Annotated in this window: 19 protein-coding genes and 1 pseudogene; all 20 read left to right on the plus strand. The window is 72.8% G+C overall.

Going from position 1 to position 21,979, the window contains the following annotated elements:
* Positions 1-1,234, plus strand: a 1,234-nt coding sequence (locus tag ACH5HR_RS11280) for an adenosylhomocysteinase (protein ID WP_416477908.1), incomplete at its 5' end; no start/stop codon positions are given.
* Between the two features lie 440 nt (positions 1,235-1,674).
* Positions 1,675-3,132: an FAD-dependent oxidoreductase gene (locus ACH5HR_RS11285; protein WP_416477909.1), complete on the plus strand. Its 1,458-nt coding sequence runs from the start codon at positions 1,675-1,677 to the stop codon at positions 3,130-3,132.
* Positions 3,129-3,785, plus strand: coding sequence for an HAD family hydrolase (locus ACH5HR_RS11290; RefSeq protein WP_416477910.1), 657 nt, complete (start codon positions 3,129-3,131; stop codon positions 3,783-3,785). The genes ACH5HR_RS11285 and ACH5HR_RS11290 overlap by 4 nt, the downstream gene beginning before the upstream one ends.
* Positions 3,785-4,213 (plus strand): type II 3-dehydroquinate dehydratase, encoded by a 429-nt coding sequence (locus ACH5HR_RS11295; protein WP_416477912.1) that lies wholly within the window; start codon positions 3,785-3,787, stop codon positions 4,211-4,213. The genes ACH5HR_RS11290 and ACH5HR_RS11295 overlap by 1 nt, the downstream gene beginning before the upstream one ends.
* Positions 4,210-5,070, plus strand: a complete 861-nt coding sequence (locus ACH5HR_RS11300; protein ID WP_416477913.1) for an ROK family protein — start codon at positions 4,210-4,212, stop codon at positions 5,068-5,070. The genes ACH5HR_RS11295 and ACH5HR_RS11300 overlap by 4 nt, the downstream gene beginning before the upstream one ends.
* Positions 5,067-6,359, plus strand: a complete 1,293-nt coding sequence (locus ACH5HR_RS11305) for a hypothetical protein (protein ID WP_416477914.1) — start codon at positions 5,067-5,069, stop codon at positions 6,357-6,359. The genes ACH5HR_RS11300 and ACH5HR_RS11305 overlap by 4 nt, the downstream gene beginning before the upstream one ends.
* Entirely contained in the window at positions 6,356-6,859 is a 504-nt protein-coding gene (locus ACH5HR_RS11310) for a shikimate kinase (protein ID WP_416477915.1), read from the plus strand. Before ACH5HR_RS11305 ends, ACH5HR_RS11310 begins: the two co-directional genes overlap by 4 nt.
* Positions 6,849-8,024: a DegT/DnrJ/EryC1/StrS family aminotransferase gene (locus ACH5HR_RS11315; protein ID WP_416477917.1), complete on the plus strand. Its 1,176-nt coding sequence runs from the start codon at positions 6,849-6,851 to the stop codon at positions 8,022-8,024. The genes ACH5HR_RS11310 and ACH5HR_RS11315 overlap by 11 nt, the downstream gene beginning before the upstream one ends.
* Positions 8,021-9,094 carry a Gfo/Idh/MocA family protein gene (locus ACH5HR_RS11320; protein WP_416477919.1) on the plus strand — a complete coding sequence of 358 codons (1,074 nt, stop codon included), beginning with the start codon at positions 8,021-8,023 and terminating at the stop codon, positions 9,092-9,094. The genes ACH5HR_RS11315 and ACH5HR_RS11320 overlap by 4 nt, the downstream gene beginning before the upstream one ends.
* Positions 9,095-9,096: 2 nt before the next feature.
* Positions 9,097-10,074, plus strand: coding sequence for a phosphatidylglycerol lysyltransferase domain-containing protein (locus tag ACH5HR_RS11325; RefSeq protein WP_416477920.1), 978 nt, complete (start codon positions 9,097-9,099; stop codon positions 10,072-10,074).
* 37 nt (positions 10,075-10,111) lie between these two features.
* Positions 10,112-11,296 carry an acyl-CoA dehydrogenase family protein gene (locus ACH5HR_RS11330; protein WP_416477921.1) on the plus strand — a complete coding sequence of 395 codons (1,185 nt, stop codon included), beginning with the start codon at positions 10,112-10,114 and terminating at the stop codon, positions 11,294-11,296.
* On the plus strand, positions 11,286-12,212 hold the full coding sequence (locus tag ACH5HR_RS11335) for a hypothetical protein (protein ID WP_416477924.1): 927 nt from the start codon (positions 11,286-11,288) through the stop codon (positions 12,210-12,212). The genes ACH5HR_RS11330 and ACH5HR_RS11335 overlap by 11 nt, the downstream gene beginning before the upstream one ends.
* Positions 12,202-14,166, plus strand: a complete 1,965-nt coding sequence (locus ACH5HR_RS11340) for an SDR family NAD(P)-dependent oxidoreductase (protein ID WP_416477925.1) — start codon at positions 12,202-12,204, stop codon at positions 14,164-14,166. The genes ACH5HR_RS11335 and ACH5HR_RS11340 overlap by 11 nt, the downstream gene beginning before the upstream one ends.
* A gap of 4 nt (positions 14,167-14,170) precedes the next feature.
* Entirely contained in the window at positions 14,171-15,298 is a 1,128-nt protein-coding gene (locus ACH5HR_RS11345; protein WP_416477927.1) for an MFS transporter, read from the plus strand.
* Positions 15,299-15,336: 38 nt separating this feature from the next.
* Entirely contained in the window at positions 15,337-16,656 is a 1,320-nt protein-coding gene (aroA, locus tag ACH5HR_RS11350; protein ID WP_416477929.1) for a 3-phosphoshikimate 1-carboxyvinyltransferase, read from the plus strand.
* 43 nt (positions 16,657-16,699) lie between these two features.
* The gene (locus ACH5HR_RS11355) at positions 16,700-17,215 is read left to right on the plus strand and encodes a flavin reductase family protein (RefSeq protein WP_416477930.1); all 516 of its coding nucleotides are present in this window, start codon (positions 16,700-16,702) and stop codon (positions 17,213-17,215) included.
* 7 nt (positions 17,216-17,222) lie between these two features.
* Positions 17,223-18,455 (plus strand): annotated as a pseudogene (locus ACH5HR_RS11360) (adenosylhomocysteinase); the annotation flags it as partial.
* 101 nt (positions 18,456-18,556) lie between these two features.
* On the plus strand, positions 18,557-19,921 hold the full coding sequence (locus ACH5HR_RS11365; RefSeq protein ID WP_416477931.1) for a sensor histidine kinase: 1,365 nt from the start codon (positions 18,557-18,559) through the stop codon (positions 19,919-19,921).
* A gap of 44 nt (positions 19,922-19,965) precedes the next feature.
* The gene (locus tag ACH5HR_RS11370) at positions 19,966-20,643 is read left to right on the plus strand and encodes a response regulator (protein WP_402375917.1); all 678 of its coding nucleotides are present in this window, start codon (positions 19,966-19,968) and stop codon (positions 20,641-20,643) included.
* A gap of 123 nt (positions 20,644-20,766) precedes the next feature.
* Positions 20,767-21,960 carry an acyltransferase family protein gene (locus ACH5HR_RS11375; protein ID WP_416477933.1) on the plus strand — a complete coding sequence of 398 codons (1,194 nt, stop codon included), beginning with the start codon at positions 20,767-20,769 and terminating at the stop codon, positions 21,958-21,960.
* Positions 21,961-21,979: the final 19 nt, after the last annotated feature.

A 21,979-nucleotide genomic window follows, 5' to 3' on the forward strand; every position in this document is an offset into this window, starting at 1 on the left:
CGTCGTCGGCCCCGAGGGGACGCCCCAGGACCCCCAGGGCGTGCCCGTGTTCGCCTGGAAGGGCGAGTCGCTCGAGGAGTACTGGACCTGCACCGAGCAGATCCTCGTCTGGCCGGCCGGAGAAGGCCCCAACCTCATCCTGGACGACGGCGGCGACGCCACGATGCTGGTCCACCTCGGCCTGCAGTACGAGCGCGCGGGCGTCGTGCCGCCGAACACGCTGCCGGGCGAGCCCGACCACACCCAGGAGATGAACGTGGTGCGCGACCTGCTGCGCAGCGCGCTCGAGGCCGACCCGCTGCGCTGGACCGGCGTCGCCGAGCAGATCGGCGGCGTCACCGAGGAGACCACCACCGGCGTGCACCGCCTGTACCACCTGGCGGAGGCGGGCGAGCTGCTCTTCCCGGCGATCAACGTCAACGACTCGGTCACCAAGTCCAAGTTCGACAACAAGTACGGCATCCGTCACTCGCTGCCGGACGGCATCAACCGCGCCACCGACATTCTCATCGGCGGCAAGGTCGCCTTCGTCGCGGGCTACGGCGACGTCGGCAAGGGCGCCGCGGAGGCGTTCCGTGGCCAGGGTGCGCGCGTCGTCGTCTCCGAGGTCGACCCGATCTGTGCGCTGCAGGCCGCGATGGACGGCTTCCAGGTCGCTCGGCTCGAGGACGTCCTCGACCACGCGGACTTCTTCATCACCACCACCGGCAACTTCGGCGTCATCACCGCCGAGCACATGCTCGCGATGAAGGACAAGGCCGTGGTCGGCAACATCGGCCACTTCGACAACGAGATCGACATGGCGGGCCTGGCCGAGGTGCCCGGCGTGGTCAAGACCGAGATCAAGCCGCAGGTCCACGAGTGGACGATGCCGGCCGGCAGCGGCCCGGCCGGCGCGGACGGGCCGCGCGCCGAGCGGTCGATCATCGTGCTGTCCGAGGGGCGCCTGCTCAACCTCGGCAACGCCACCGGTCACCCGTCGTTCGTCATGTCCAACTCGTTCGCCAACCAGGTGATCGGCCAGCTCGAGCTGTTCGCGGACATGGCCCGCCCGGCCGAGGATCGGCAGTACGAGCGCCAGGTCTACCGACTGCCCAAGGTCCTGGACGAGAAGGTGGCGCGCCTGCACCTCGACGCGCTCGGCGTGCGCCTGACCGAGCTCAGCAAGGCCCAGGCCGACTACCTCGGCGTGCCTGTCGAGGGGCCGTTCAAGCCGGACCACTACCGCTACTGAGGTTCTCCACCGGGCTCCGCATTCAGAACGCCGTCAGGTACCGCTTCCGCACCGGAGGCGGTACCTGACGGCGTTCTCGAAGCGGACCGCATCGCCTGCGGCCGGGCGCTCACCCCTCCCAGCTGAAGCAGGTCCTGTTGAGCGACCCGCACGGATCGTGGCCGGGTTGCCCTCGATGGTGGCCGGTTCATCCTCGGCACCCGCAGCGCTGGGCGCGACCAGCCACTGCTCCTGGTCGGGTCTCACCATACGGGCGCAAAAAACCCCGAATATGTCCCGTTAGTAGCGTCTGTGGCAAGGCCACGCAAAAGGTGTGGACTGGAGAGGCCTACCCGGCGTCAGGGGATTTTCGCGGGGGTTGCGAGCCTGAGGTGGGATCCATCGCCGGTCCTGTCGCGGCCCAGCGGTCCCCTGTGCAGCACAGAGGGGAACGGGAATCGATGCGTGCAGGGTCTGAGGTGTCCGTCGTCGGCGCCGGAGTCATCGCGAAGTCCGTGGCGCTGGCACTCGCCCGGTCCGGCGCGCGAGTCGCGATCTTCGCGCCGACAGGCCTCGCCGCACGGAGCGCGAGCCGCGCGTCCGGTGCGATGCTCGGCGCCTTCGCGGAGTACACGAAGGACAAGGACACCCGCGCGGACCGTGCAGAAGGAGTGCTGCGTGAGGCCGCGGGCCTCCGCTGGCAGTCGTGGTACGACGAGCTGGCCGACGGGACGCCCGCAGCGGGACGGGTCCGCCGGGGGACGTTCATCGTGGCGTCGAACAACGGGCTCGCCGACGTCGACAACATCGAGTTCATCAAGAGCCGCGCCGACGCATCCGGGCAGCGCAGCGAGTGGATCGACGCCCGGGACGTGCCGGGGCTCGAGCCCCACCGGCTCTCCCGGCCGCTGAGGGTGCTGGCCCTGCCGGACGAGGGCTACATCGAGAGCGGGACCGTCCTGGCGGCCCTGGACGCCGCGCTCGAGCGGCATCCGTCGGTCCTCGTCGTCGACGACGCGGTGGAGTCGGTGTCCCTCTCCGGCCCGCGCCCCGTGGTGCGGACCCGCCGGGGCGAGGACCACCCCGCCGACCGCGTCGTCGTCGCGGCGGGTGCCGACACCTGCGGTCTCCTGCGCGACCTCGAGCTGGGGGGCACCCCGCTGCCGGCGATGCTCGGTGGTCGCGGCGCGAGCCTCGTCGTCGAGACCGACGTGCGGTTCGGTGGCGTGATCAGGACGCCCAACCGGGACTTCGCCTGCGGGACGCACGTGGTGCCCATGGCCGGGGGCCGGGCGTACCTCGGGGCCACCAACCGCTTGGAGACCAGCTCCTTCGACCGGCCGCAGCTCAGCCTCGGGGAGCTGCACTCCCTCAGCCACTCGCTCGCCAACGAGGTCAACGTGTGGCTCCGCACGGCGAGCGTGGTCGAGACGCGGGCGGGATACCGCCCGATCGCCTCCGACGGCTATCCGCTCTTCGGCCGGGCCGGCGGCTCCGACGTCTTCGTGGCGACAGCGACCTATCGCAACGGGATGCTCATGGCGCCCGAGATCGCGGACACCGTCGCCCGCGAGGTCCTCGGCCTGGAGGCGGTCCAGGACAACCCGTTCGCGCCGGAGGCGCGGGACGGGCTCTTCGCCGACCGGGACGTCACCGCGACGATGCTCGCCAGCCTCCGGCAGGTGGTCTCGTTCGTGCAGGAGCCGGACGGGAACCTGCCCTTCGACCGGGCGGCCGAGCTCGAGAGCCTGCTCGCTGCCTTCCTCAGCGCCGCGCTCGGGCTCGAGCACGGACGCGACGTGCTCGAGCGGTACGAGCGGCTGACGCGCCAGTACCCCATCAGCGAGGCGATGCCTCTGCTCATGTACGAGATCGCCGGTGCGGCGCGGCCTGCCGCCGCCGTGGCGGCGCACGGATGACGGGGCGACGCGAGGTCGTCGTGTTCGACCTGGACGGGACGCTCGTCGACAGCAGCGCGTCGATGAGGGCGGCCTTCGAGGCCGCGTTCGCCCGGGTGTCGGCGGGTCCCGCGCCGTTCGACGAGCTCGAGGCCCGGCAGGGCCGGCCGTTCGCCGACATCTGCCGCGAGCTGGGATGGCCGGCAGGGCTCGCCGAGGCGTTCACGGCGGAGAGCCGTGCCCGGGCTCACCAGGTGCGCCTCTTCCCGGGGGTCGAGGCGGTGCTCCGCGGGCTGGCGGCCGGCGGGACCCGGCTCGCCCTCCTTACCGGGAAGGACCGGCTGCGCACCGAGGAGCTGCTCGACCTGCTGGGGCTGAGCCAGCTCTTCCGCTGGCTCGTCTGCGGCGACGACCCGTTGCCCGGAAAACCGAGCCCTGACGGTCTCGCGCACCTGATGGCCGTGGGCGGCAGCGAGCCACCTCGCACCCTCTACGTCGGGGACTCGCCGGTGGACCACCTCTGTGCGCAGGCGGTCGAGGTCGACTTCCTGGGTGTCGAGTGGCCGGGGCAGCCCGTCCAGCTCTCGCCGGCGGCCGGGCTCGACATCGTCCGCGAGGCCTCGGGCCTCGCCCGAGCACTTCACCTGGAGGCGCCGTGCGCACCGTCCTGCTGATGAACGGACCCAACCTGGGGCGGCTGGGTGCCCGCCGCCCGGACGTCTACGGCACGACGACCCTCCCCGCGCTCGAGGACCGGCTGCGCGAGTGCGCGGCCCGGCTGGGCGTCGGGCTCGAGTGCTTCCAGTCCGACTCCGAGGCCGAGCTGATCCGGTTCGTCGACACCTGGCGGTCGGCGGACGGGCTGGTGCTCAACCCCGGCGCGCTCATGATGGCCGGCTGGAGCCTGCGGGACTGCCTCGAGGACTTCGCGGGGCTCAAGTACGAGGTCCACATCTCGCAGGTGTTCTCCCGGGAGTCGTTCCGCCACACCTCCGTGCTGGCCGACGTGATGGACGCGTTCATCGCAGGACTCGGGGTGGCGGGCTACGAGGCCGCGCTCTCCGACCTGGCGCGACGGCTCGACGAGGTGGCGCCGGGATGACGCCCGCCGCGACCCCCCTCCGCAAGGGCCTACCGGTGGCGGACGACCTCTTGGCCATCGACCTGGGCGCGACCAAGATCGCCCTCTGCCGCGGACCGGTGGACGGCGTCGTCGTCGAGCGTCCCCTTCCCCGGCTGGGGGACGCCCGGCGGGAGCTGTCCGCTCTTTCCGGCCTCCTCCGCTCGGGGTCGGCAGGCTTCCGGGGCACGCCGGTCGTGGTGGTCGCGCCCGCGGTGCGGGACGGCGTCGTCGGGTCGTGGCCGAACCGTCCGTACTGGGCAGGCTTGCCGCTGGCGGACCTGTTCGCGGAGGCGCTCGGGTCCGACGTCGTGCTCCTCGCCGACGGCGACGCGGCGGCGATCGCGGACGCTTACGCGGTCCCGGGCGCTGACACCGGTGGCGGCGAAGACGTCTGCCACGTCTCGCTGTACCTCGGCACCGGTGTGGCCGGCGGCATCGCCCGTGGCGGCCGGCCGCTGCGCCTCGGCCCCGTGAACCCGGAGCTCGGGCACATCGCCACGCGGCTCGACGGGCCGCCCTGCTCGTGCGGGGCCACGGGGTGCCTCCAGGCGGCCTGGACCGGGTTCGGTGACGGCACGACGACTGCCACGGCCTTCGCCGCCGAGCTCGCCCGGCACCTGCGGACCGTGTCGCGGATTTTTCCGGCGTGCGTCGTCAGTCTCGGCGGACGGTACGTCGACGCGAACCGGCGCGGAGCCGAGGAGCTCCTCGCCCAGGTCCGGGAACGGCTGCCGGACGACGACTGGACACCCCGCCTCCGCCTGTCGACCGCCGGGGCGCACGCGCCGCTCCGCGGCGGACTCTTCTACGCAGCCTGCCTCGGAGGACGACCGTGACACAGCACCCCACCCCCTACCGGATCGTCGTGGAGGGGATCGACGGGGTCGGCAAGACGACCCTCATCTCCGCTCTCCGGGACGCGCTCGCCACGCGGCGCAGCGTCCTGACCGGGACGATGGCTCCGATCACCCTCGATCTGTTCAAGGCGTACGGGCGCGACATGGCCGGCGACCCCCAGAAGTACTGGACGGAGGTCTCCCGCCGGACCAAGACGCAGGTCTTCCTCACGGAGGGCGTCGCCAGGGCGGAGTACCTGGCGCAGGAGCACGCGGCCTACGACGTGCTCGTGCACGACCGGTGGTGGCAGACGTTCCACGCCTACACGGAAGACCCGGCCGACTTCGACCACAGGTGCCGCTTCCTGAAGGACGCGCTGCCCCACGTGGACCTGGTCCTGTACCTCCGTGGCGACGTGGCGGCCTGCGCGGCCCGTCTCGTGGCCATGGACGACTGGCTCGTCCTCCAGACCGGCGAGGACCGGGTCGCCGACTTCCTCCAGGTGCTCCAGGACCGGTACGACGAGGTGTTCGCCGGAGACCCGGCCGTGATCACGATCGACGTCGCCGACCTCTCGCAGGACGCCGTCGCGGCGCTCGTCGTCGAGGAGGTGACCAGCCGGCTCCCGGCACGAAGGCCGTCGTCCCGCCCGCCAGGTGCCTACCCCACGACGCGGACCACCTTCGGGCACCCCTCGCCCGAGGCGCTGTGCGCCGTCGAGGGCGTCGACGGGGCCGGCAAGTCGACGCTCGTCCACGCGGTCGCCGCGAGCGCCCGGACGACCGTCGCTCGCCTGGCCTCCGCGAGCCTCAGGCTGTTCAAGAGCAGCGTCCCGGAGGCGCCGGACGGGTCGTCCGGCATCCGCGCGGCGTTCGAGGACGAGTTCCGCCACCAGACGTACCTCGTCGACGGTCTGGTCGGGCTCAGCTGCCTGGCCGAGGACACCGGGCCGTGGCTCTTCGACAGGTGGTTCCCGCTCTTCGCGATCTACCAGGACGCGATCACGACCGACCGGCCGTTCTTCGACTACCTGCTCTCCCGCTTCCCGACCCCCGCACACCTCTACTACCTCGACCTGGAGCCGGCCGACGCCCTCGCCCGGCTCCGGGACCGCGGGGACTGGATGCCCGCGACCCTGGGTGACGAGGGCACGCTCGACGTCCTGGCCGGCATGCGGGAGCGGCACCGTCCGCGGCTTCTCGCGGCGGGACCACGCGTCACGGTGCTGGACGCGCGGAGATCGCCCGACGACCTGGCCGAGGTGGTCGGTGCGGAGGTTCGTGGATGATCGCCCTCGTCGGGATGCCTGGCGCCGGCAAGACCACGGTCGGGCGGGAGCTCGGCCGGCGCACGTCGCTGGGCTTCGCCGACTCGGACGCGCTGGTCGACGAGAGGTTCGGCGACGTCCTGGGACGACGTCCGGGTGCGGCCGAGTGGCGCGCGTTCCGTGCCTGCGAGCGCACCGTCCTCACGGAGCTCGCCGCACGCCCGGGCGGCATCGTGGCCATCGGCGGCGGCGGCTGGCACGAACCGGAGACCCGCGCCGACTTCGCCGGCTGGCGCACCGTCTACCTGCGGGTCCCGCTGGACACGCTCGTGGTCCGTCATCGCGGGCGCCACCGGGTCATGTTCGCGGAGGGTGACCTCCGCGAGAGGCTGCGCTCCCTGCTCGACGAGCGCGAGGCGGAGTACGCGACCGCCGAGGTCGTCGTCGACGCGCAGCACCCTGTCGACGAGGTCGTCGCCAGGATCACCGATGCCGTGAGGAGAGTTGCGCATGAGGTTTGAGGCGCCGTGCTGGCCAGAGTTCGGGGACCGCGAGGAGGAGACGGTTCTCGCCGCTGTCCGCAGCGGGAGCTGGTGGCGCAACGAGGGGAGCGCGGTCTCCGGGTTCGAGGAGGCGTTTGGAGCCCTCGAGGAGGTCCCGTACGTCATCGGCGTGACGAACGGGACGCACGCCCTGGAGCTGGCGCTCCTGGCGAGCGGGGTGGGCGCGGACGACAAGGTCCTGCTGCCCGCCATGACGTTCTACTCGTCGCTCTCCGCCGTCCAGCGGCACGGTGCGACGCCGGTGATCGCCGACGTCGACCTGTCGACGTGGACGCTGGACGTCGCCGCGGTCCGGGACGCGGGGCTCGACCACGACCTGGCGGGCGTCGTCCCGGTCCATTACGGCGGTGTGCCCGCCGACCTGGGGGCCGTCGCCCGGCTCGCGGCGGACCGCGACCTCGCAGTGGTCCAGGACGCCGCCCACGGTCCGGGTATCCGGCCCCAGGGCGCGAGCCTGATGGGCAGTGGCGGGACGGTCGGCTGGAGCTTCCAGCACTCCAAGCTGCTCCCGGGCGGGGAGGGCGGGGCCGTCGGCTTCGGCGACGAGACCGCCTACCGGCGTGCGCTCGCCCTGCAGAACTGTGGGCGGGTGCCCGGTGCCGCCGGCTACGACCACCAGGAGGTCGCGAGCAACTTCCGGATGCCCGAGCTGACGGGTGCCCTCCTGACAGCCCAGCTGGAGCGGTTCAGCGACCTGGCCGCACGACGACGCCAGGGCGCAGCCCGCCTGCGCGCACGCCTCGCCGAGGTCGAGGGCCTGGAGCTGCAGCGGGCGGCGTCGGCCACGGACGTGGAGTCGTACTACCTGGTCCAGGCGCGTCTCGTGCTGCCGGGTGCGGGGGCGGCGGCACGGGACCGGGTCGTGTCCGACCTGGTCGCGGACGGCGTGCCTGTCTCGCGCACGTACCCGCCGCTGTTCACGCTGCCCGCCTATGCCGGCGCACCGGAGAAGGGCACGTCGCTCGCCGAGCTCCACGAGCGGTGCCCGCACTCGGTGCTGATCGGCGAGACCGGCCTGAGCTTCCACCACCGTGTCCTGCTGGCTCCTGCGGACGAGCTCGACCGGCTGGGTGACCTCGTGGAGGCGGCCGTCCGGGCGGCCGAGGGGGTGGTGACGCGGTGAGGAGCGTCCTCTTCTGCGGTTTCGGGTGGGCCTCGCGCCGGCTCTGGCTGCCGGCCCTCGAGGCCGCGGGCTTCACCGAGTTCGGCGTCCTCGACGAGCACGTCCCGGCGCGCGACCTTGAGACAGCAGGGGCCACGCGGGCCCACCACTCACCCGAGGAGCTCCGTCCCGGCCAGTACGACGTCGCCGTCGTGGCGTCCCCGAACGTCACGCACGCGGACGTCGCACGGATACCGCTCGAGCGGGGGATCCCGACGGTGGTCGAGAAGCCCGTGTGCGTGGACCTCGCAGGCCTGGAGACCCTCCGCGACGCCGCAGCACGGGGCGGTTCGCGCGTGCTCCGCAGCTGGAGCACCCGGTACGACCCGCACGTGGCGCGGTTCCTGGAGCACGTCCGGTCCGAAGGCCCCGCCCGGCTCGACCGCGTGTCGGTCTCGTGGGTCCGCGAGAGCGGCGTCCCCGGCTCGCCGTGGCTCACCCGTGCGGAGCACGCCGCCGCAGGCTCGTCCGTCGACCTGGGCTGGCACCTGCTCGAGTGCGCCCTGGCGCTCACCGGCTACGGACCGGTCGAGCTGCTGTCGGCGAGCTTCGAGCACCTCGGGCCGGGCGCGGGTGGCGCCGGCCACGTCGCGTCGTGGCACGGCCGTCCGGACGGGCCGACGGAGGTCGACGTCGACACCGGTTCCCGGCTCAGCCTGGTATCGGGCGGCACGGCGATCGATCTCCGGACGGCGTGGCGCTCGGAAGGGCCGGGGGACACCGTCACGATCGAGGTGATGGGGCCGGGCTTCCGGAGCCGCCTGACCACGATCCTCGGGATGTCGGACGCCTTGGTCCGGGAGCCCGTCATCGAGACGGCGCGGGACGGGGGCGTCACTCGAACCGCGCTGGATCCCAAACCGCGGGGGACCGCGCACGCGCTGATGGTCGCCGACTTCGTCGCCCGGGGGTTCGACCCGGTGCTGCTCGGCCAGTCGTGGGAGCAGCTCGAGGTGCTCACGTCGGCGGCGTCGGCGGTGGTGGAGGCGCACGGACGATGGCGTGCCGTGGTGCACGCGGGGGTGAGCTGAGTATGCCGACCGACCTCGACCAGCACGTCCGCCGCTACGGGTCCTTCTCGCTCGCAGCGTCTGTCGACCAGCCCGGCATGAAGGTCTTCGGCGACGGCGACGGCGTCATCGCGTTCATGGAGGTACGGAGCGGGTCGCGCACGCTCCGGGTCTGCCTCGGCGAGCCGCTCGCCCCCGAGGAGGCCTGGGAGAGGCTCGTGCGGCGCTTCCTGGGCGCCTCCTCGGGCGTGGTGTTCCTCAACGTGGGTGAGCAGCTCGGGAAGCTCCTCACCCGTGAGGGCATGTACCTGAACCCGCTCGGGTGGGAGGCGCTGCTCGATCTCGGCGGCGGCTACGACCTGTCCGGGCCGAAGAAGCAGAACATCCGCAATGCCGTGCGCCGCGCGACGTCGCTCGGCTTCTCCGTCACGGAGGTGGACGAGGACGACGACGCGGCGTGGGCGCAGCTCCACCGGGTCTCCCAGGACTGGCTGGTCCGGCGCAGCGCCGGCCGGCCCGAGAACCGGCTGGTGACCCGGCCCTTCATGCGCCGCAACAGTCACCAGCGGGTCTTTGCGCTCCGCCACGCGGACGGACGCGTCGTCCACCTCGTCACCATCGACGCGATGTGGCGCGAGGAGAAGGTCGTCGGATACCACTCCAACATCAACCGCGGCCTCGAGGACGCGCCGAAGAACGCCGACTACGTCATCCACGCCGCCCTCGTGGACCGGCTGCGGGAGGAAGGGGTCCCTGTCCTCTCCCTCGGCCTGTGCCCCGACCTCGGCGCGACACCGGCGGGGCGGAAGAGCAACCTCTACACCACCTTCGCGATGGACCTCGTGCGCAGGTACGGGACCGGCGTCTACAACCTCGAGGGCATCGAGCGTCACAAGGCGGAGTTCCGTCCGTCGTCGCGCCGTCCGGTGTTCGTCGCGGCGCAGGAACCCTGGCCGGCCGCGGACGTGCTCGGCATCTTCCGGGCATCGAACCTCGTCTGACCGCGTACCCCCACCCGCAGCAACGAAGGAAGAACCCATGCTCCTGACAACGGAACTGAGCGGTCCCCGGCCGGGCCTGGACGGCCTGGACGAGGTCGCCGCGCTGGCCGACGAGGCGGTGGCCTCAGGCGACACCGGCCCCTTCTACCAGGCTCTGCGCGCGAGCGAGCTGCCCTACCTCCTCAAGCACTACCGCGACGACCCGCACGGCCTGCTGCTGGCCACCGTCACGGCCCTGCACACGATCGGCGCACGCTCGCCGGGGTTGGCGCTCGGCGTGTCGCAGCACCTGTCCAGCATGCTGGCGTTCGGGATCGGCCGGTCGGTGCTCTCCGGCGACGACGCGGCAGGCAAAGTCGTCCGGGGGCTGCTCGACGAGACGTTCGACCGCCGGCTTCTCATCGCCAACACGACGTCGCAGGGCGGCGGCAGCACCATCGGCGCCAGCGGGTCGCGCATCGTCGACGCGGGCGGTGCCTTCCGTGTGGACGGGCACTCGACCTACATGTCGCTGGCCACCGAGGCTGACAAGGTCGTCTTCCTCACGTACGACGCGGGCAGGAACCCCGTGGGCGTCGTGACCGACCTGCGTGGCAACCCCGCCCTCCAGGTCGCGGGGGACCTGCTCTTCGGTGATCACCTGGTGCTGGCGGACACGCGACGGCTCACGTTCGCCGGGCTCGAGGTGCCGCCGGAGTCGGTCTTCGGTCCCGACCCTACGCTCAACGCCTTCTACAGCCTGCAGCTCATGTGCCACAACCTGTGCGTCGCCGCCCTGTACCTCGGCGGCGGGCACCGCATCCTGGAGGAGACGGCCCAGCACGGGAGGTCCACGACCCTGCCGTCCGGCGAGCCCCTCAGCCGGTCCGACTCCTTCGCCGCGAACGTCGGACGCGTTGCCATCTCGTACACGAACTCGCTGGACCTCATCCTGGCCCAGGCGCCGACGTTCCGGGACCTCGCCACGGCGGACGTCCTCGACGCGGGCGGGGTCGCGCGAGGGCTGCTCCGCGTGTCGACCGCGAAGTACACCGTGGCCAAGAACGTCGAGACCATCGCCGCGGAAGGGCGCAAGCTCATCGGCGCCCGCACGTTCATGCAGGACCATCCCGTGGCGCGCATCGGCGCCGAGGTCGTCTTCGCGGCGCTCGGCCCGGCCACCGAGAAGCTCATCGAGCGCAACTTCGGCACCCGTTACCTGGAGGCAGAAGGTGGGAAGTAGCTCAGGAAAGCAGTCGTCGGCCCGTCTGACGGAGCTGCGCGGCAAGGACGAGGTGCTGGCGTTCCTCAGGGCGTCGGGATTCGACGTGGCGGCCGCGGCCCGCGCGCAGTTCGGGGACGGCGAACCGGTCGGGGCCCTGCTCGTGGGCTCGGTCGCGGAGGGGTACCAGACGGCGTCCTCCGACGTGGACATCCTCTTCCTCACCTACGCCGAGCGCGACGACCTCAGGACGAGCTCCAGCCTGCTCATCGAGTCGGGCCGGTCCTTCGAGACCCTGACGTACGCCGACGGGGTGGAGGTGAACACCGAGGTCATCTGCCGGGACGACTACGACTCGCTGGCCGATCGCCTCGACCACGTCGCGGGCGCAATGGCTGTCGGCGCCCAGATGAGCAAGCTGCCCATGATCGACAACTACAGCCTCCGGTTCCTCCACCGGCTCCGGACGGGCATCGTGCTGTTCGGGGACGACGTCGTCGACGAGTTCCGGGTCGACTTCCACGTGCAGGCGCTTCCGCTCTACCTGTCGGTGAAGTACCTGGTCCTGGCTCGTGAGTCGCTGGAGGACGCCCGCTCCGCCAGCCATGCCACGCCTGGCCTGGTCGAGTTCATCTGCCGGGACATCCTCGAGCACTGCCTCCTGGCGCTCGCGGCGGGCCAGGGCTTCACGTCGCAGAGCCGGCGCTTCGTGATGAACTGGCTCGCGGACGCGGCGCCCGACGCACCGCACGGCGAGTGGTTCCGGGCCCTGCGGTCCCGGCTCCTGACGAGGACCGTGGTGGGGTCCGACGCGAAGCAGGCCCTGGTCGACGAGGCGTCGGAGGCGTTCGAGTACGTCCGGTCCGCGCTGCGCGAGGACCCGGTGCGGCGCCGCGTCGTCGACCAGGTGTTCGCGAGGATCACCTATGCCGACTGAGGCTTCCGAGGTCCGCCTTGTCACCGGCGCGGCGGGCTTCCTCGGCAGGCAGCTGCTCCTCGAGCTCGGCGACCGGCATCCCGCCGCGACGATCCTCGCGGTGGTGCGTGGCGGCGTGGAGGACGAGCTCCGCGCGTGGCTCACCGAGCGGAGGGGCAGGACAGAGAGGCTCGAGGTCGTCGTCGGCGACGTGACCCAGGAGCGGTGCGGCCTCGACGCCCGCACCGTGGCGCGGCTCGCCGCCACGAAGACGTACGTCTACCACTGCGCGGCGCGGTACGACCTCGAGAGGCCCGACCCAGAGCTTGACGCCCAGGTCAACGTGGACGGGACGCGCACCGTGCTCCGCCTCGCGGAGGAGGTCGGTGCTGCAGGCTTCTCCCTGATGAGTTCCGTCGCGGTGGCGGGGACGTACCACGGCGTCTGGACGGAGGAGCACCTCCACGAGACGCACGCGTGGCGGAGTAGCTACGCGAGCTCCAAGCACCGCGCCGAGGTGCTCGTCCACGAGAGCACCCTCCCGTCACGGAGCGTCTTCCGGCTCGGCGTCCTCGTCGGCGACGAGCTCACCGGCACCTACTTCAAGCCCGACGGCGTCTACAGCTTCTTCGGTGCCATCCGGAAGATCCACGAGGCGGTCCCCCTGGGCGTCCCGCTGCCGACCATCGGGTGGGGGGCGATCCCCCTCTGCCCTGTGGACCACGCTGCCCGGGCCGTCGTCGCGCTCGCGGCCGCGCCCGACGACGGCCTCACCGTGCACCACGTCTTCGAGGACGAGGTCCTCCGCGCGGGCGACATCATGCGGCTGGTGCTCGAGGCCGCGGGCCGGCCACGCTCGGCGGAGGTGAGCTGGCTCGGCCACCTGGTGCAGGGGTTCAACGAGCGCGCGGAGCACGACGGCGTGCTGACGCAGCTCAAGAACGACGCGATCGACATCCTGCACGACGTCGGTGTCCCGCGGTACCTGGTCGGCGAGCTCAACCAGCCCACCCAGTTCAGCAACGCTGCCACGTCCGCCCGCCTCGCGGCGCTCGGCATCGGCTCCCCGGCATTCGAGCAGTATGCGTCCCGGACCTGGCACGGCTGGCTCGCGCACGAGGCCCGCGCGCCCGGCCGGCGCGAACTGGAGTTCTTCCGCGGCAAGCATGTCGTCATGACCGGGGGGAGCTCCGGGGTGGGGGCGGGGATCCTGCGCAGGCTCCTGGAGCACGGCGTCGCCTCGGTCGTGGTTCTGGGACGGAACCGCAAGCGCCTCGACGATGTGCTGGAGTACCAGCCAGGGGCCGAACGCGTCGAGCTCGTCGACTGCGACCTGCTCGACGACGCCTCCGTGGGCGCGGCGATCGACCGGCTCGCCCAGGCCGGGCGGGAGGTCGACCTGCTGGTCCTCTCCGCGGGGCTGTCGATCGACCGTCCGCTGCGTGACATGTCGGCGGACCTGGAGGAGCTCAGCAGGATGACGCAGGTAAACTTCGTCGCGCCGATGCGCCTGGTCCGAGCCCTCGTGCCGCTCATGGCCGACCGGCCCGACGCCCGTGTCGTCACCCTCTCGTCGATCGCGACGCAGCTCGACGTGCCGGGCTTCAGCATGTACTCGGCCACGAAGGCAGCGCTGGACCAGGCGTTCGCCGTGCTGCCGTCGGAGCTCACCGGCTCGGGGGTCTCCTTCGTGTCGGTCCGGCTCCCGCTGGTCAAGACCCCCATGACGAACGTGAACATCCGGCTGCGGAACGTGCCCATGCTGTCCGTCGGTGCGGCCGTCGACATGGTGGTCGCGGCGACGGTCTCGGGCCGACGGTCGGCCGGCGGTGCGGTCGGCCGATCCTTCGAGGTGCTGAAGCTGTGGCACCCGGTGCTCGCGTCCGTCGTGGGCAACCTCGGATGGAAGGGCTACGTGCGGGTGCCGTACTTCAGCCGGGTGGTCGAGGCCTACCTCGGTACGGGACGGAGGTAGGCCGGTGCCCGGATGGCGCGTCCTGGTCGCGGCGGTGCTGCTCGCATCGCTGTCGCAGGTGGCCGCCTACGTCATCGTCCCGGCGATCCCGCTGGTCTCTGTCGGTGGCGGTGCGGTCAACGGTGAGTCGCTCGTAGCGGTGTACCTGACGGTCGTCGCCGTGATGCAGCTCGTCTGGGGGCCCGTGAGCGACCGCCTCGGCAGGCGGCGGACCGCGGCGCTGGGGATCGCCGTCGGTCTGGCCGGAACCGTGGTGTGCGCAACCTCGGCCACCGTCGCCGTCCTGCTCACGGGGCGGCTGCTCCAGGCGGTCGGCTTCTCGAGCTGCCTCGTCGGCTCGCGCGCGGTGGTCCGCGACGCGTCGGCTCCCGACCACCTGCCGCGAGCCCTCGCGGTGACCACCGTGTGGATCGCCGTGATCCCGGCCGTCACGCCGGTCCTGGGAGGCCTCCTCGCGGCCGGGTACGGCTGGCGTGCGCCGTTCGTCCTCACGGCGGTGCTGGCAGGGGCCGTCCTCGTCGCCGTCCTCCTTCTGCTGGCGGCGGACGGGCCCCCGACGGCGCAGCCGCTCCCCGCCCTGCGCACCCTCACGGCGGACCGCGCGCTCCTCCTCGGTAGCGTGGCAGCGGCGTTCCACTTCGGCGCCCTCAGTGCCCTGACCGTCGGCATGCCGCGCCTCGTTGAGCGCGCGGCCGGGCTCGACGCCGCCGGAATCGGAGCCCTCATCAGCGCGATGACCCCGATGTTCATCCTCGGAGCGGTCCTTGCCCGGTCCCGGCCGGGCAGAGTCCAGGCGCGCCCGGTGCGCTGGGCCATCGCTGGGCAGATCGCCTGCGCCGCCGGTGGCGCGGTCGCCGTTGCCGCGGGCGGCCGGTGGCTCGGGGCCGCGCTCGCCTGCTGCGCCCTCTACTGCATCGCCCAGGGTGCGCTGCTCCCTGCCCTCACGTCGCGCGCGATCGGAGACGCGCGGAGCGGCTCGGGAGTCGCGTCGTCCGTGTTCGGCGCCGTGCAGCTGCTCGGTGGCGGAGCCGGTGCCGGGCTCGTCGCCTGGGTGGGCAGCGGTGCTGTCTGGGGCGTGGGAGCCGTCATGGTGGCGGCCCTCACGGGGGCCTTCCTCGCGGTCCGCACCTGATCCCGGCGCAACAAGATCCGTCCCCACCAAGGAGCACCATGAACGACAACGAGCACGTCACGATCCCGCCGATGAAGGCCCCGGCCGCCGGGTCCGTCCGGGTTCCCGGGAGCAAGAGCTTCACCAACCGGGCGATCATCCTCGCGATGGCCGCCGACGGGGTGAGCACGATCGCCGACCCGCTGGAGAGCGACGACACCCGGTTCGGCCTGGCGGCCGCGCGGGACCTCGGCTGCGAGGTCGACGTGGACGGCGGGTCCGTGCGGGTCCGCGGCCTCGGCCGGCGGCGCCCGGTCCCGCAGGCCACGCTCTCCGTCGGCTCCGCGGGGACCGTGGCGCGCTTCCTGCCCTGCCTGCTCGCCTTCGGCGACCCGGGGACGTGGCGGCTCGAGGCCAGCCCGCAGATGACGGCGCGGCCGATGAGCGGTCTGCTCGACGCCCTCGAGCACCTGGGCGGGCCGGTCGTCCCGGTGGGCGAGCCCGGACACTACCCGCTCGAGGTGCGCGGCGGGCAGACGGTGGGCCGGGAGGTGCGCGTGGACGGCAGCATCTCGAGCCAGTACCTCTCCGGCCTCCTGCTCAGCGCGCCGCTGCTGCCCGAGGGGCTGCGCCTCACCACCGAGGGCAGCGCGGTCCAGTCCGCGTACGTGGACATGACGATCGACTGCATGCGCCACTTCGGCGCAGACGTGACCGTCACCGGGGAGCTCGCGGCGATCGACGTCGCACCCACCGGGTACCGGCCCGCGGACATCGACGTCGAGGCGGACGCGTCGACCGCGTCCTACTTCGCCGCGCTGCCCGCCGTCGTGGGCGGGCAGGTCACGCTCGAGAACCTGGTGCGCCACAGCCGGCAGCCCGACACCCGGTTCGTCGAAATCGTCGAGCAGTTCGGGTGCGACGTCGAGTGGCTCGGCGACCGGGGGGTGCGCGTGACCCGGCCCCCGCACCTGACCGCGCTCCGCGGCGGCCACGACCTCAACCTGCGCGACTGCTCCGACGTGGCGCTCACCGTCGCCGCGATGGCCGTGTTCGCCGACGCGCCGGTGACCGTGCGCGGCGTCGAGCACATCCGGAGCCACGAGAGCGACCGGATCTCAGCCATGGCCACCGCGCTGCGGGAGCTGGGGATCGCCGTCGACGAGCGGCCCGACGGCTGGCGCATCCATCCCGGTAGCCCTCGCTTCGCCGAGGTGGCGACCCAAGACGACCACCGGGTCGCCATGTCGCTCGCCCTCGTGGGGCTCGGCGGCGACGGGGTGGGGCTGGACCAGCCCCGCTGCGTCGACAAGACCTGCCCGAAGTTCTACGACCTGATCGCCGGGCTCGGCGCCGAGGTGCAGTGGGACGGGGCGTGACGACGCCGGGCAGGGCGAGGGACTGCCGGGAGCTGTGCCGCTGATGAGGGGAGAGGCCCCGGAGGGGCAGGCGGACGTGCTGTCCGAGGACTTCCGGAGCGCGTTCCGTGGGCATCCCGCGGGCGTGGCGATAGTGACCGGTCGTGACGCGGCGGGGCCCGCCGGCCTGACAGTGTCCAGCGTCGCCTCGGTGTCGCTCCGCCCGCCTGCTCTCGTGTTCTCCGTGACCGACAGCCGAGCCGCGGGCCGGGTGCTCTCCGGACCCTCGCTGACCGTGAACCTGCTGCTTGCGCGTGACGTGCCCCTTGCGCGCGAGTTCGCGATGCCCGGAGGCGCCCGTTTCACGGCGGACCAGCCGTGGGAGTACGCGGACGGCGGACCGCCGTGGCTCACCACGGCTGCGGCGGCCCTGCTCTGCAGGCCCCTCGCCGTCTCGGCCGTGGGCGCGTCGAGGGTGGTCGTGGCCGAGGTGGTGCGCCGACTCGCGAGCTCCGAGGGGAACCGGCTGGTCTACTGCGACCGGACCTTCCACCGGCTCACGCCCGCCTCGGTCATCTGACCGGCCCGTCGTCGGCCCCGAGGGGACGCCCCAGGACCCCCAGGGCGTGCCCGTGTTCGCCTGGAAGGGCGAGTCGCTCGAGGAGTACTGGACCTGCACCGAGCAGATCCTCGTCTGGCCGGCCGGAGAAGGCCCCAACCTCATCCTGGACGACGGCGGCGACGCCACGATGCTGGTCCACCTCGGCCTGCAGTACGAGCGCGCGGGCGTCGTGCCGCCGAACACGCTGCCGGGCGAGCCCGACCACACCCAGGAGATGAACGTGGTGCGCGACCTGCTGCGCAGCGCGCTCGAGGCCGACCCGCTGCGCTGGACCGGCGTCGCCGAGCAGATCGGCGGCGTCACCGAGGAGACCACCACCGGCGTGCACCGCCTGTACCACCTGGCGGAGGCGGGCGAGCTGCTCTTCCCGGCGATCAACGTCAACGACTCGGTCACCAAGTCCAAGTTCGACAACAAGTACGGCATCCGTCACTCGCTGCCGGACGGCATCAACCGCGCCACCGACATTCTCATCGGCGGCAAGGTCGCCTTCGTCGCGGGCTACGGCGACGTCGGCAAGGGCGCCGCGGAGGCGTTCCGTGGCCAGGGTGCGCGCGTCGTCGTCTCCGAGGTCGACCCGATCTGTGCGCTGCAGGCCGCGATGGACGGCTTCCAGGTCGCTCGGCTCGAGGACGTCCTCGACCACGCGGACTTCTTCATCACCACCACCGGCAACTTCGGCGTCATCACCGCCGAGCACATGCTCGCGATGAAGGACAAGGCCGTGGTCGGCAACATCGGCCACTTCGACAACGAGATCGACATGGCGGGCCTGGCCGAGGTGCCCGGCGTGGTCAAGACCGAGATCAAGCCGCAGGTCCACGAGTGGACGATGCCGGCCGGCAGCGGCCCGGCCGGCGCGGACGGGCCGCGCGCCGAGCGGTCGATCATCGTGCTGTCCGAGGGGCGCCTGCTCAACCTCGGCAACGCCACCGGTCACCCGTCGTTCGTCATGTCCAACTCGTTCGCCAACCAGGTGATCGGCCAGCTCGAGCTGTTCGCGGACATGGCCCGCCCGGCCGAGGATCGGCAGTACGAGCGCCAGGTCTACCGACTGCCCAAGGTCCTGGACGAGAAGGTGGCGCGCCTGCACCTCGACGCGCTCGGCGTGCGCCTGACCGAGCTCAGCAAGGCCCAGGCCGACTACCTCGGCGTGCCTGTCGAGGGGCCGTTCAAGCCGGACCACTACCGCTACTGACCCCCACCTGGTTGCGGGGGGAGGTTGCGGGGGGTAGCCCCCGGGCACGACGGCGGCACACACCCTGGGCAGCAGCCGCTGCCGGTCGGGAGGATGGCACCATGACCACCCTCACGCCTGCCCCGCGGTTCCGCACGGCGCCGTTCGCGCGGCGCACCTGGCGCGCCTACGGATTCCTCTGGCTCGCCCTGCCGCTCGCCCCGTTCGCGCTCGCCTACGCGGTGCTCACCACCGTGCTGACGGTCGGGCTCGCGGCGACGGTCGTGGGGCTGTTCGTCGCGGGCGGTCTCGTGCTCGGGGCGCGCGGCTGGGGCGGGATGTACCGGCGGATGGCACGCCGCTTCCTCGACATGGAGATCGCCGATCCCGCACCCCGGCAGCCGCGCCGAGGGTTCTGGCGTCGGCTCGGCAGCACGGCCGGCGACGCCACGGGATGGCGCGCGATCCTGTACATGGTGACGACGTTCCCGCTGTCCCTCGCGTCCTTCGTGGTCTCCACCGTGTTCCTGGTCGCGGCGCTGGGCAGCATGACCCACTGGGCCTGGTCGTGGGTGCTCCCGCTGCAGGAGGCGCCGGACGGCACGATGCACCGCGGCTTCTCGATCATGGCGGGGGACTGGTACTGGTTCGCCGACACCCCGGCCCGGCAGGTGCCCCTCGTCGTGGCCGGGGTGGTGCTGTTCTTCCTCTGGCCGCTGGTCCAGGCGCCGTTCGTCGCCCTCGTCCGCCTCCTGGCCGGTGCCCTGCTCGGCCCGACGCGCGCGAGCCTGCGCGTCACCGAGCTCGAGCGCACCCGGGCCGGTGTCGTCGAGGACGCCGACGACCGCCTGCGTCGCATCGAGCGGGACCTGCACGACGGCACGCAGGCGCGCCTCGTCGCGGTGGCCATGCAGCTCGGCGAGGCACGGGACCTGCTCTCGGGCGGCGGCGACGACGTCACCCTGGCCGAGGACCTGGTCGGCACCGCCCACGACTCCGCCAAGGAGGCGCTGGCCGAGCTCCGCGAGATCGCCCGCGGCATCCACCCGCCCGCCCTGGACAGCGGCCTCGCCGTGGCGCTGGAGACGCTGGGGGCGCGGGCGGCGCTGCCGGTGACGGTCGACGTCGACCCGGACGTGGAGGCAGGCGGCCGGCTCGCCCCCGCGGTGGAGTCCATCGCCTACTACACGGTCGCCGAGCTGGTGACCAACGTCGTCAAGCACGCCGAGGCCTCGGGCGCCTACGTGATGGTCCAGCGCACGGCCGACGGTCTGCGGGTCCGCGTGCGCGACGACGGCCGGGGCGGCGCCGTCGTCGTCGCACCGGACGGCAGCGGGCACCGCACCGGGCTGGCCGGCCTGATCGACCGCGTCCGGGCCGTCGACGGCACCCTCGACCTGTCCAGCCCTGTCGGCGGGCCTACGGTGGTCAGCGTGCTGCTGCCCACCCACACCCGCCCGGCGACACCCACCCGGCCACGCTCGTGAGCGCCGGACCGGGCTCGCGCCGTCCGACGCCCCCGGCTCCGCACCTGCGCGTCGCGATCGCGGAGGACTCCGCCGTCCTGCGGGACGGCCTCGCGGCGCTCGTCGAGCGACGCGGCCACACGGTCGTCGCCGCGGTGGCCGACGGCGCCGCGCTCGAACGGGAGGTCGCGCTGCAGCACGACGCGGGCGAGCTGCCCGACGTCGTCGTCGTCGACATCCGCATGCCGCCCACCTTCACCGACGAAGGGCTGCGCACCGCGCTCGCCCTCCGTGGCGACCATCCGGGCCTCGGCGTGCTGCTCTTCAGCCAGTACGTCGAGACCCGCTATGCGGGACGCCTGCTCGCCGGGAGCTCGCGCGGCGTGGGCTACCTGCTCAAGGACCGGGTCGCGGACGTGGGTGACTTCCTGGACGCCCTGGTGCGCATCGCGGACGGCCAGACCGTGCTCGACCCCGAGGTGGTCTCCCAGCTCATGGGAGCGTCGTCCGGCGACGACGGGCTGTCCCGGCTCACCGGTCGGGAGCGGGAGGTCCTGGACCTGATGGCCCAGGGGCGGTCCAACGGTGCGATCGCGGAGCTGCTCTACCTGTCGTACGGCGCGGTGGAGAAGAACGTCGCGTCGATCTTCGCCAAGCTGGACCTCCCGCAGGACGCCGCCGACCACCGCCGGGTGCTCGCCGTGCTGCGGCACCTCGGCATCTCTGCGCAGAGCCCCGAGTAGGGACAACCCCCGAGATCTTTCGGGGGTTCTCGGCGCGAAGACCGGGGGAACCACCCATGGTCCGCGTCGCCGCAGGTCAGCAGGCTGGAGGGGTCACCACGACCTCGACCTGCGGAGCCTGTCATGACCCAGACCACGACCCTCGTGCCGAAGGCGCCGCCCGCGCCGGCAGCGCCAGCCCCGAGTGCGGCAGCGGTAACCGAGCGGGCCGAACCTCGCCGGCCCGGGCGGGACGGGTTCGTCGACGCCGTCCGGGCGCTCGGCATCGTCGCCGTCGTCATGCTGCACTGGCTGATGGCCGAGGCGACCTGGGACGGCAGCACCCTGCGGATCGGCAACGCCCTCGGCCACGGCGCGAGCTGGACCGTGACCTGGCTGCAGACCCTGCCGCTGCTGTTCCTCGCCGCGGGTGCCGCGGCCGCCTACCGCAGCTCGCGCACGGTCGGGCTCCCGGGCCGCTGGTGGCGCGCCCTGGGCGGGAGCCTGCTGGGCGCGGCGCGGCCCGTCGTCGTGCTCCTGGGTGTGTGGGCGGTGGCGGTCGTGGCCATGCTCGCCGTCGGCGTGCCCGACGCCGCCGTGTGGCGCCTGGTGCGGATGGTGCCCCAGCCGCTGTGGTTCCTCGGCGTGTGGGTGGTCCTCGTGGCCCTCGCCCCTGTGCTCCAGCGCGCCTGGCGCCGGTGGCGGTGGGGCGCGGCCGGCGTCGTCGTGGCCCTGCCGCTCGCCGTCGACGCCCTGCGGTTCGGGGCCGGTCTCGACGGACCGGCAGGGGCCAACGTGCTCCTCGCGTGGGCCGTGCCGTTCGGCGCGGGCGTCGCCTACGCGACCGACCGCCGCGACGGACGCCGGGCGGTGCCGCACGGCCGGGCGCTGCTGGTCACCGGTGCGGTGACCGCGCTCACCGGTGCCGCGGCACTGATCGCCGTCGGCCCCTACCCGGCGAGCCTGATCGGGATGCCGGGAGCCGAGATCTCCAACCTCGCGCCGCCCACCGCGCCCGTGGTGCTGCACGCCGTGGCGATGGTGTGCCTGGCGCTCGCGGTCCGGCCCGCCCTGGCCCGGTGGTCCGAGAGCACGGGCCGCAGCACGGTCCGGTGGTTGTCGCAGCGGTCCATGACCGTCTACCTGTGGCATCTGACCGCGATGTTCGCCGTCGTCGGCGCGGTCCTCCTGGGGCTCGGGCAGAGCCTCCCGGAGCCGTGGAGCACGGACTGGTGGGCGAGCCGGCCCGTGTGGTTCGGGGCGACGTTCCTGGTCCTGGCCGGTCTGGTGCGCCTGTTCGGCCGGTCCGAGTCCTCCCGTGCCGGGATGGCGTCGTGAGGCGCTCGTGCGCCGTGGG

It is taken from the genome of Isoptericola maris, assembly GCF_048065335.1.
GTDB classification, from domain to species: Bacteria; Actinomycetota; Actinomycetes; order Actinomycetales; family Cellulomonadaceae; genus Isoptericola; species Isoptericola rhizosphaerae.

What these genes read in the sequence shown, in the direction of transcription:
- ACH5HR_RS11310 (WP_416477915.1), top strand. Translation starts at nt 6,356, where the DNA reads ATGATCGCCCTCGTCGGGATGCCTGGCGCCGGCAAGACCACGGTCGGG.
- ACH5HR_RS11290 (WP_416477910.1), top strand. Translation starts at nt 3,129, where the DNA reads ATGACGGGGCGACGCGAGGTCGTCGTGTTCGACCTGGACGGGACGCTC.
- ACH5HR_RS11315 (WP_416477917.1), top strand. Translation starts at nt 6,849, where the DNA reads ATGAGGTTTGAGGCGCCGTGCTGGCCAGAGTTCGGGGACCGCGAGGAG.
- ACH5HR_RS11375 (WP_416477933.1), top strand. Translation starts at nt 20,767, where the DNA reads ATGACCCAGACCACGACCCTCGTGCCGAAGGCGCCGCCCGCGCCGGCA.
- ACH5HR_RS11300 (WP_416477913.1), top strand. Translation starts at nt 4,210, where the DNA reads ATGACGCCCGCCGCGACCCCCCTCCGCAAGGGCCTACCGGTGGCGGAC.
- ACH5HR_RS11325 (WP_416477920.1), top strand. Translation starts at nt 9,097, where the DNA reads ATGCCGACCGACCTCGACCAGCACGTCCGCCGCTACGGGTCCTTCTCG.
- ACH5HR_RS11330 (WP_416477921.1), top strand. Translation starts at nt 10,112, where the DNA reads ATGCTCCTGACAACGGAACTGAGCGGTCCCCGGCCGGGCCTGGACGGC.
- ACH5HR_RS11355 (WP_416477930.1), top strand. Translation starts at nt 16,700, where the DNA reads ATGAGGGGAGAGGCCCCGGAGGGGCAGGCGGACGTGCTGTCCGAGGAC.
- ACH5HR_RS11295 (WP_416477912.1), top strand. Translation starts at nt 3,785, where the DNA reads ATGAACGGACCCAACCTGGGGCGGCTGGGTGCCCGCCGCCCGGACGTC.
- ACH5HR_RS11285 (WP_416477909.1), top strand. Translation starts at nt 1,675, where the DNA reads ATGCGTGCAGGGTCTGAGGTGTCCGTCGTCGGCGCCGGAGTCATCGCG.
- aroA (WP_416477929.1), top strand. Translation starts at nt 15,337, where the DNA reads ATGAACGACAACGAGCACGTCACGATCCCGCCGATGAAGGCCCCGGCC.
- ACH5HR_RS11365 (WP_416477931.1), top strand. Translation starts at nt 18,557, where the DNA reads ATGACCACCCTCACGCCTGCCCCGCGGTTCCGCACGGCGCCGTTCGCG.
- ACH5HR_RS11340 (WP_416477925.1), top strand. Translation starts at nt 12,202, where the DNA reads ATGCCGACTGAGGCTTCCGAGGTCCGCCTTGTCACCGGCGCGGCGGGC.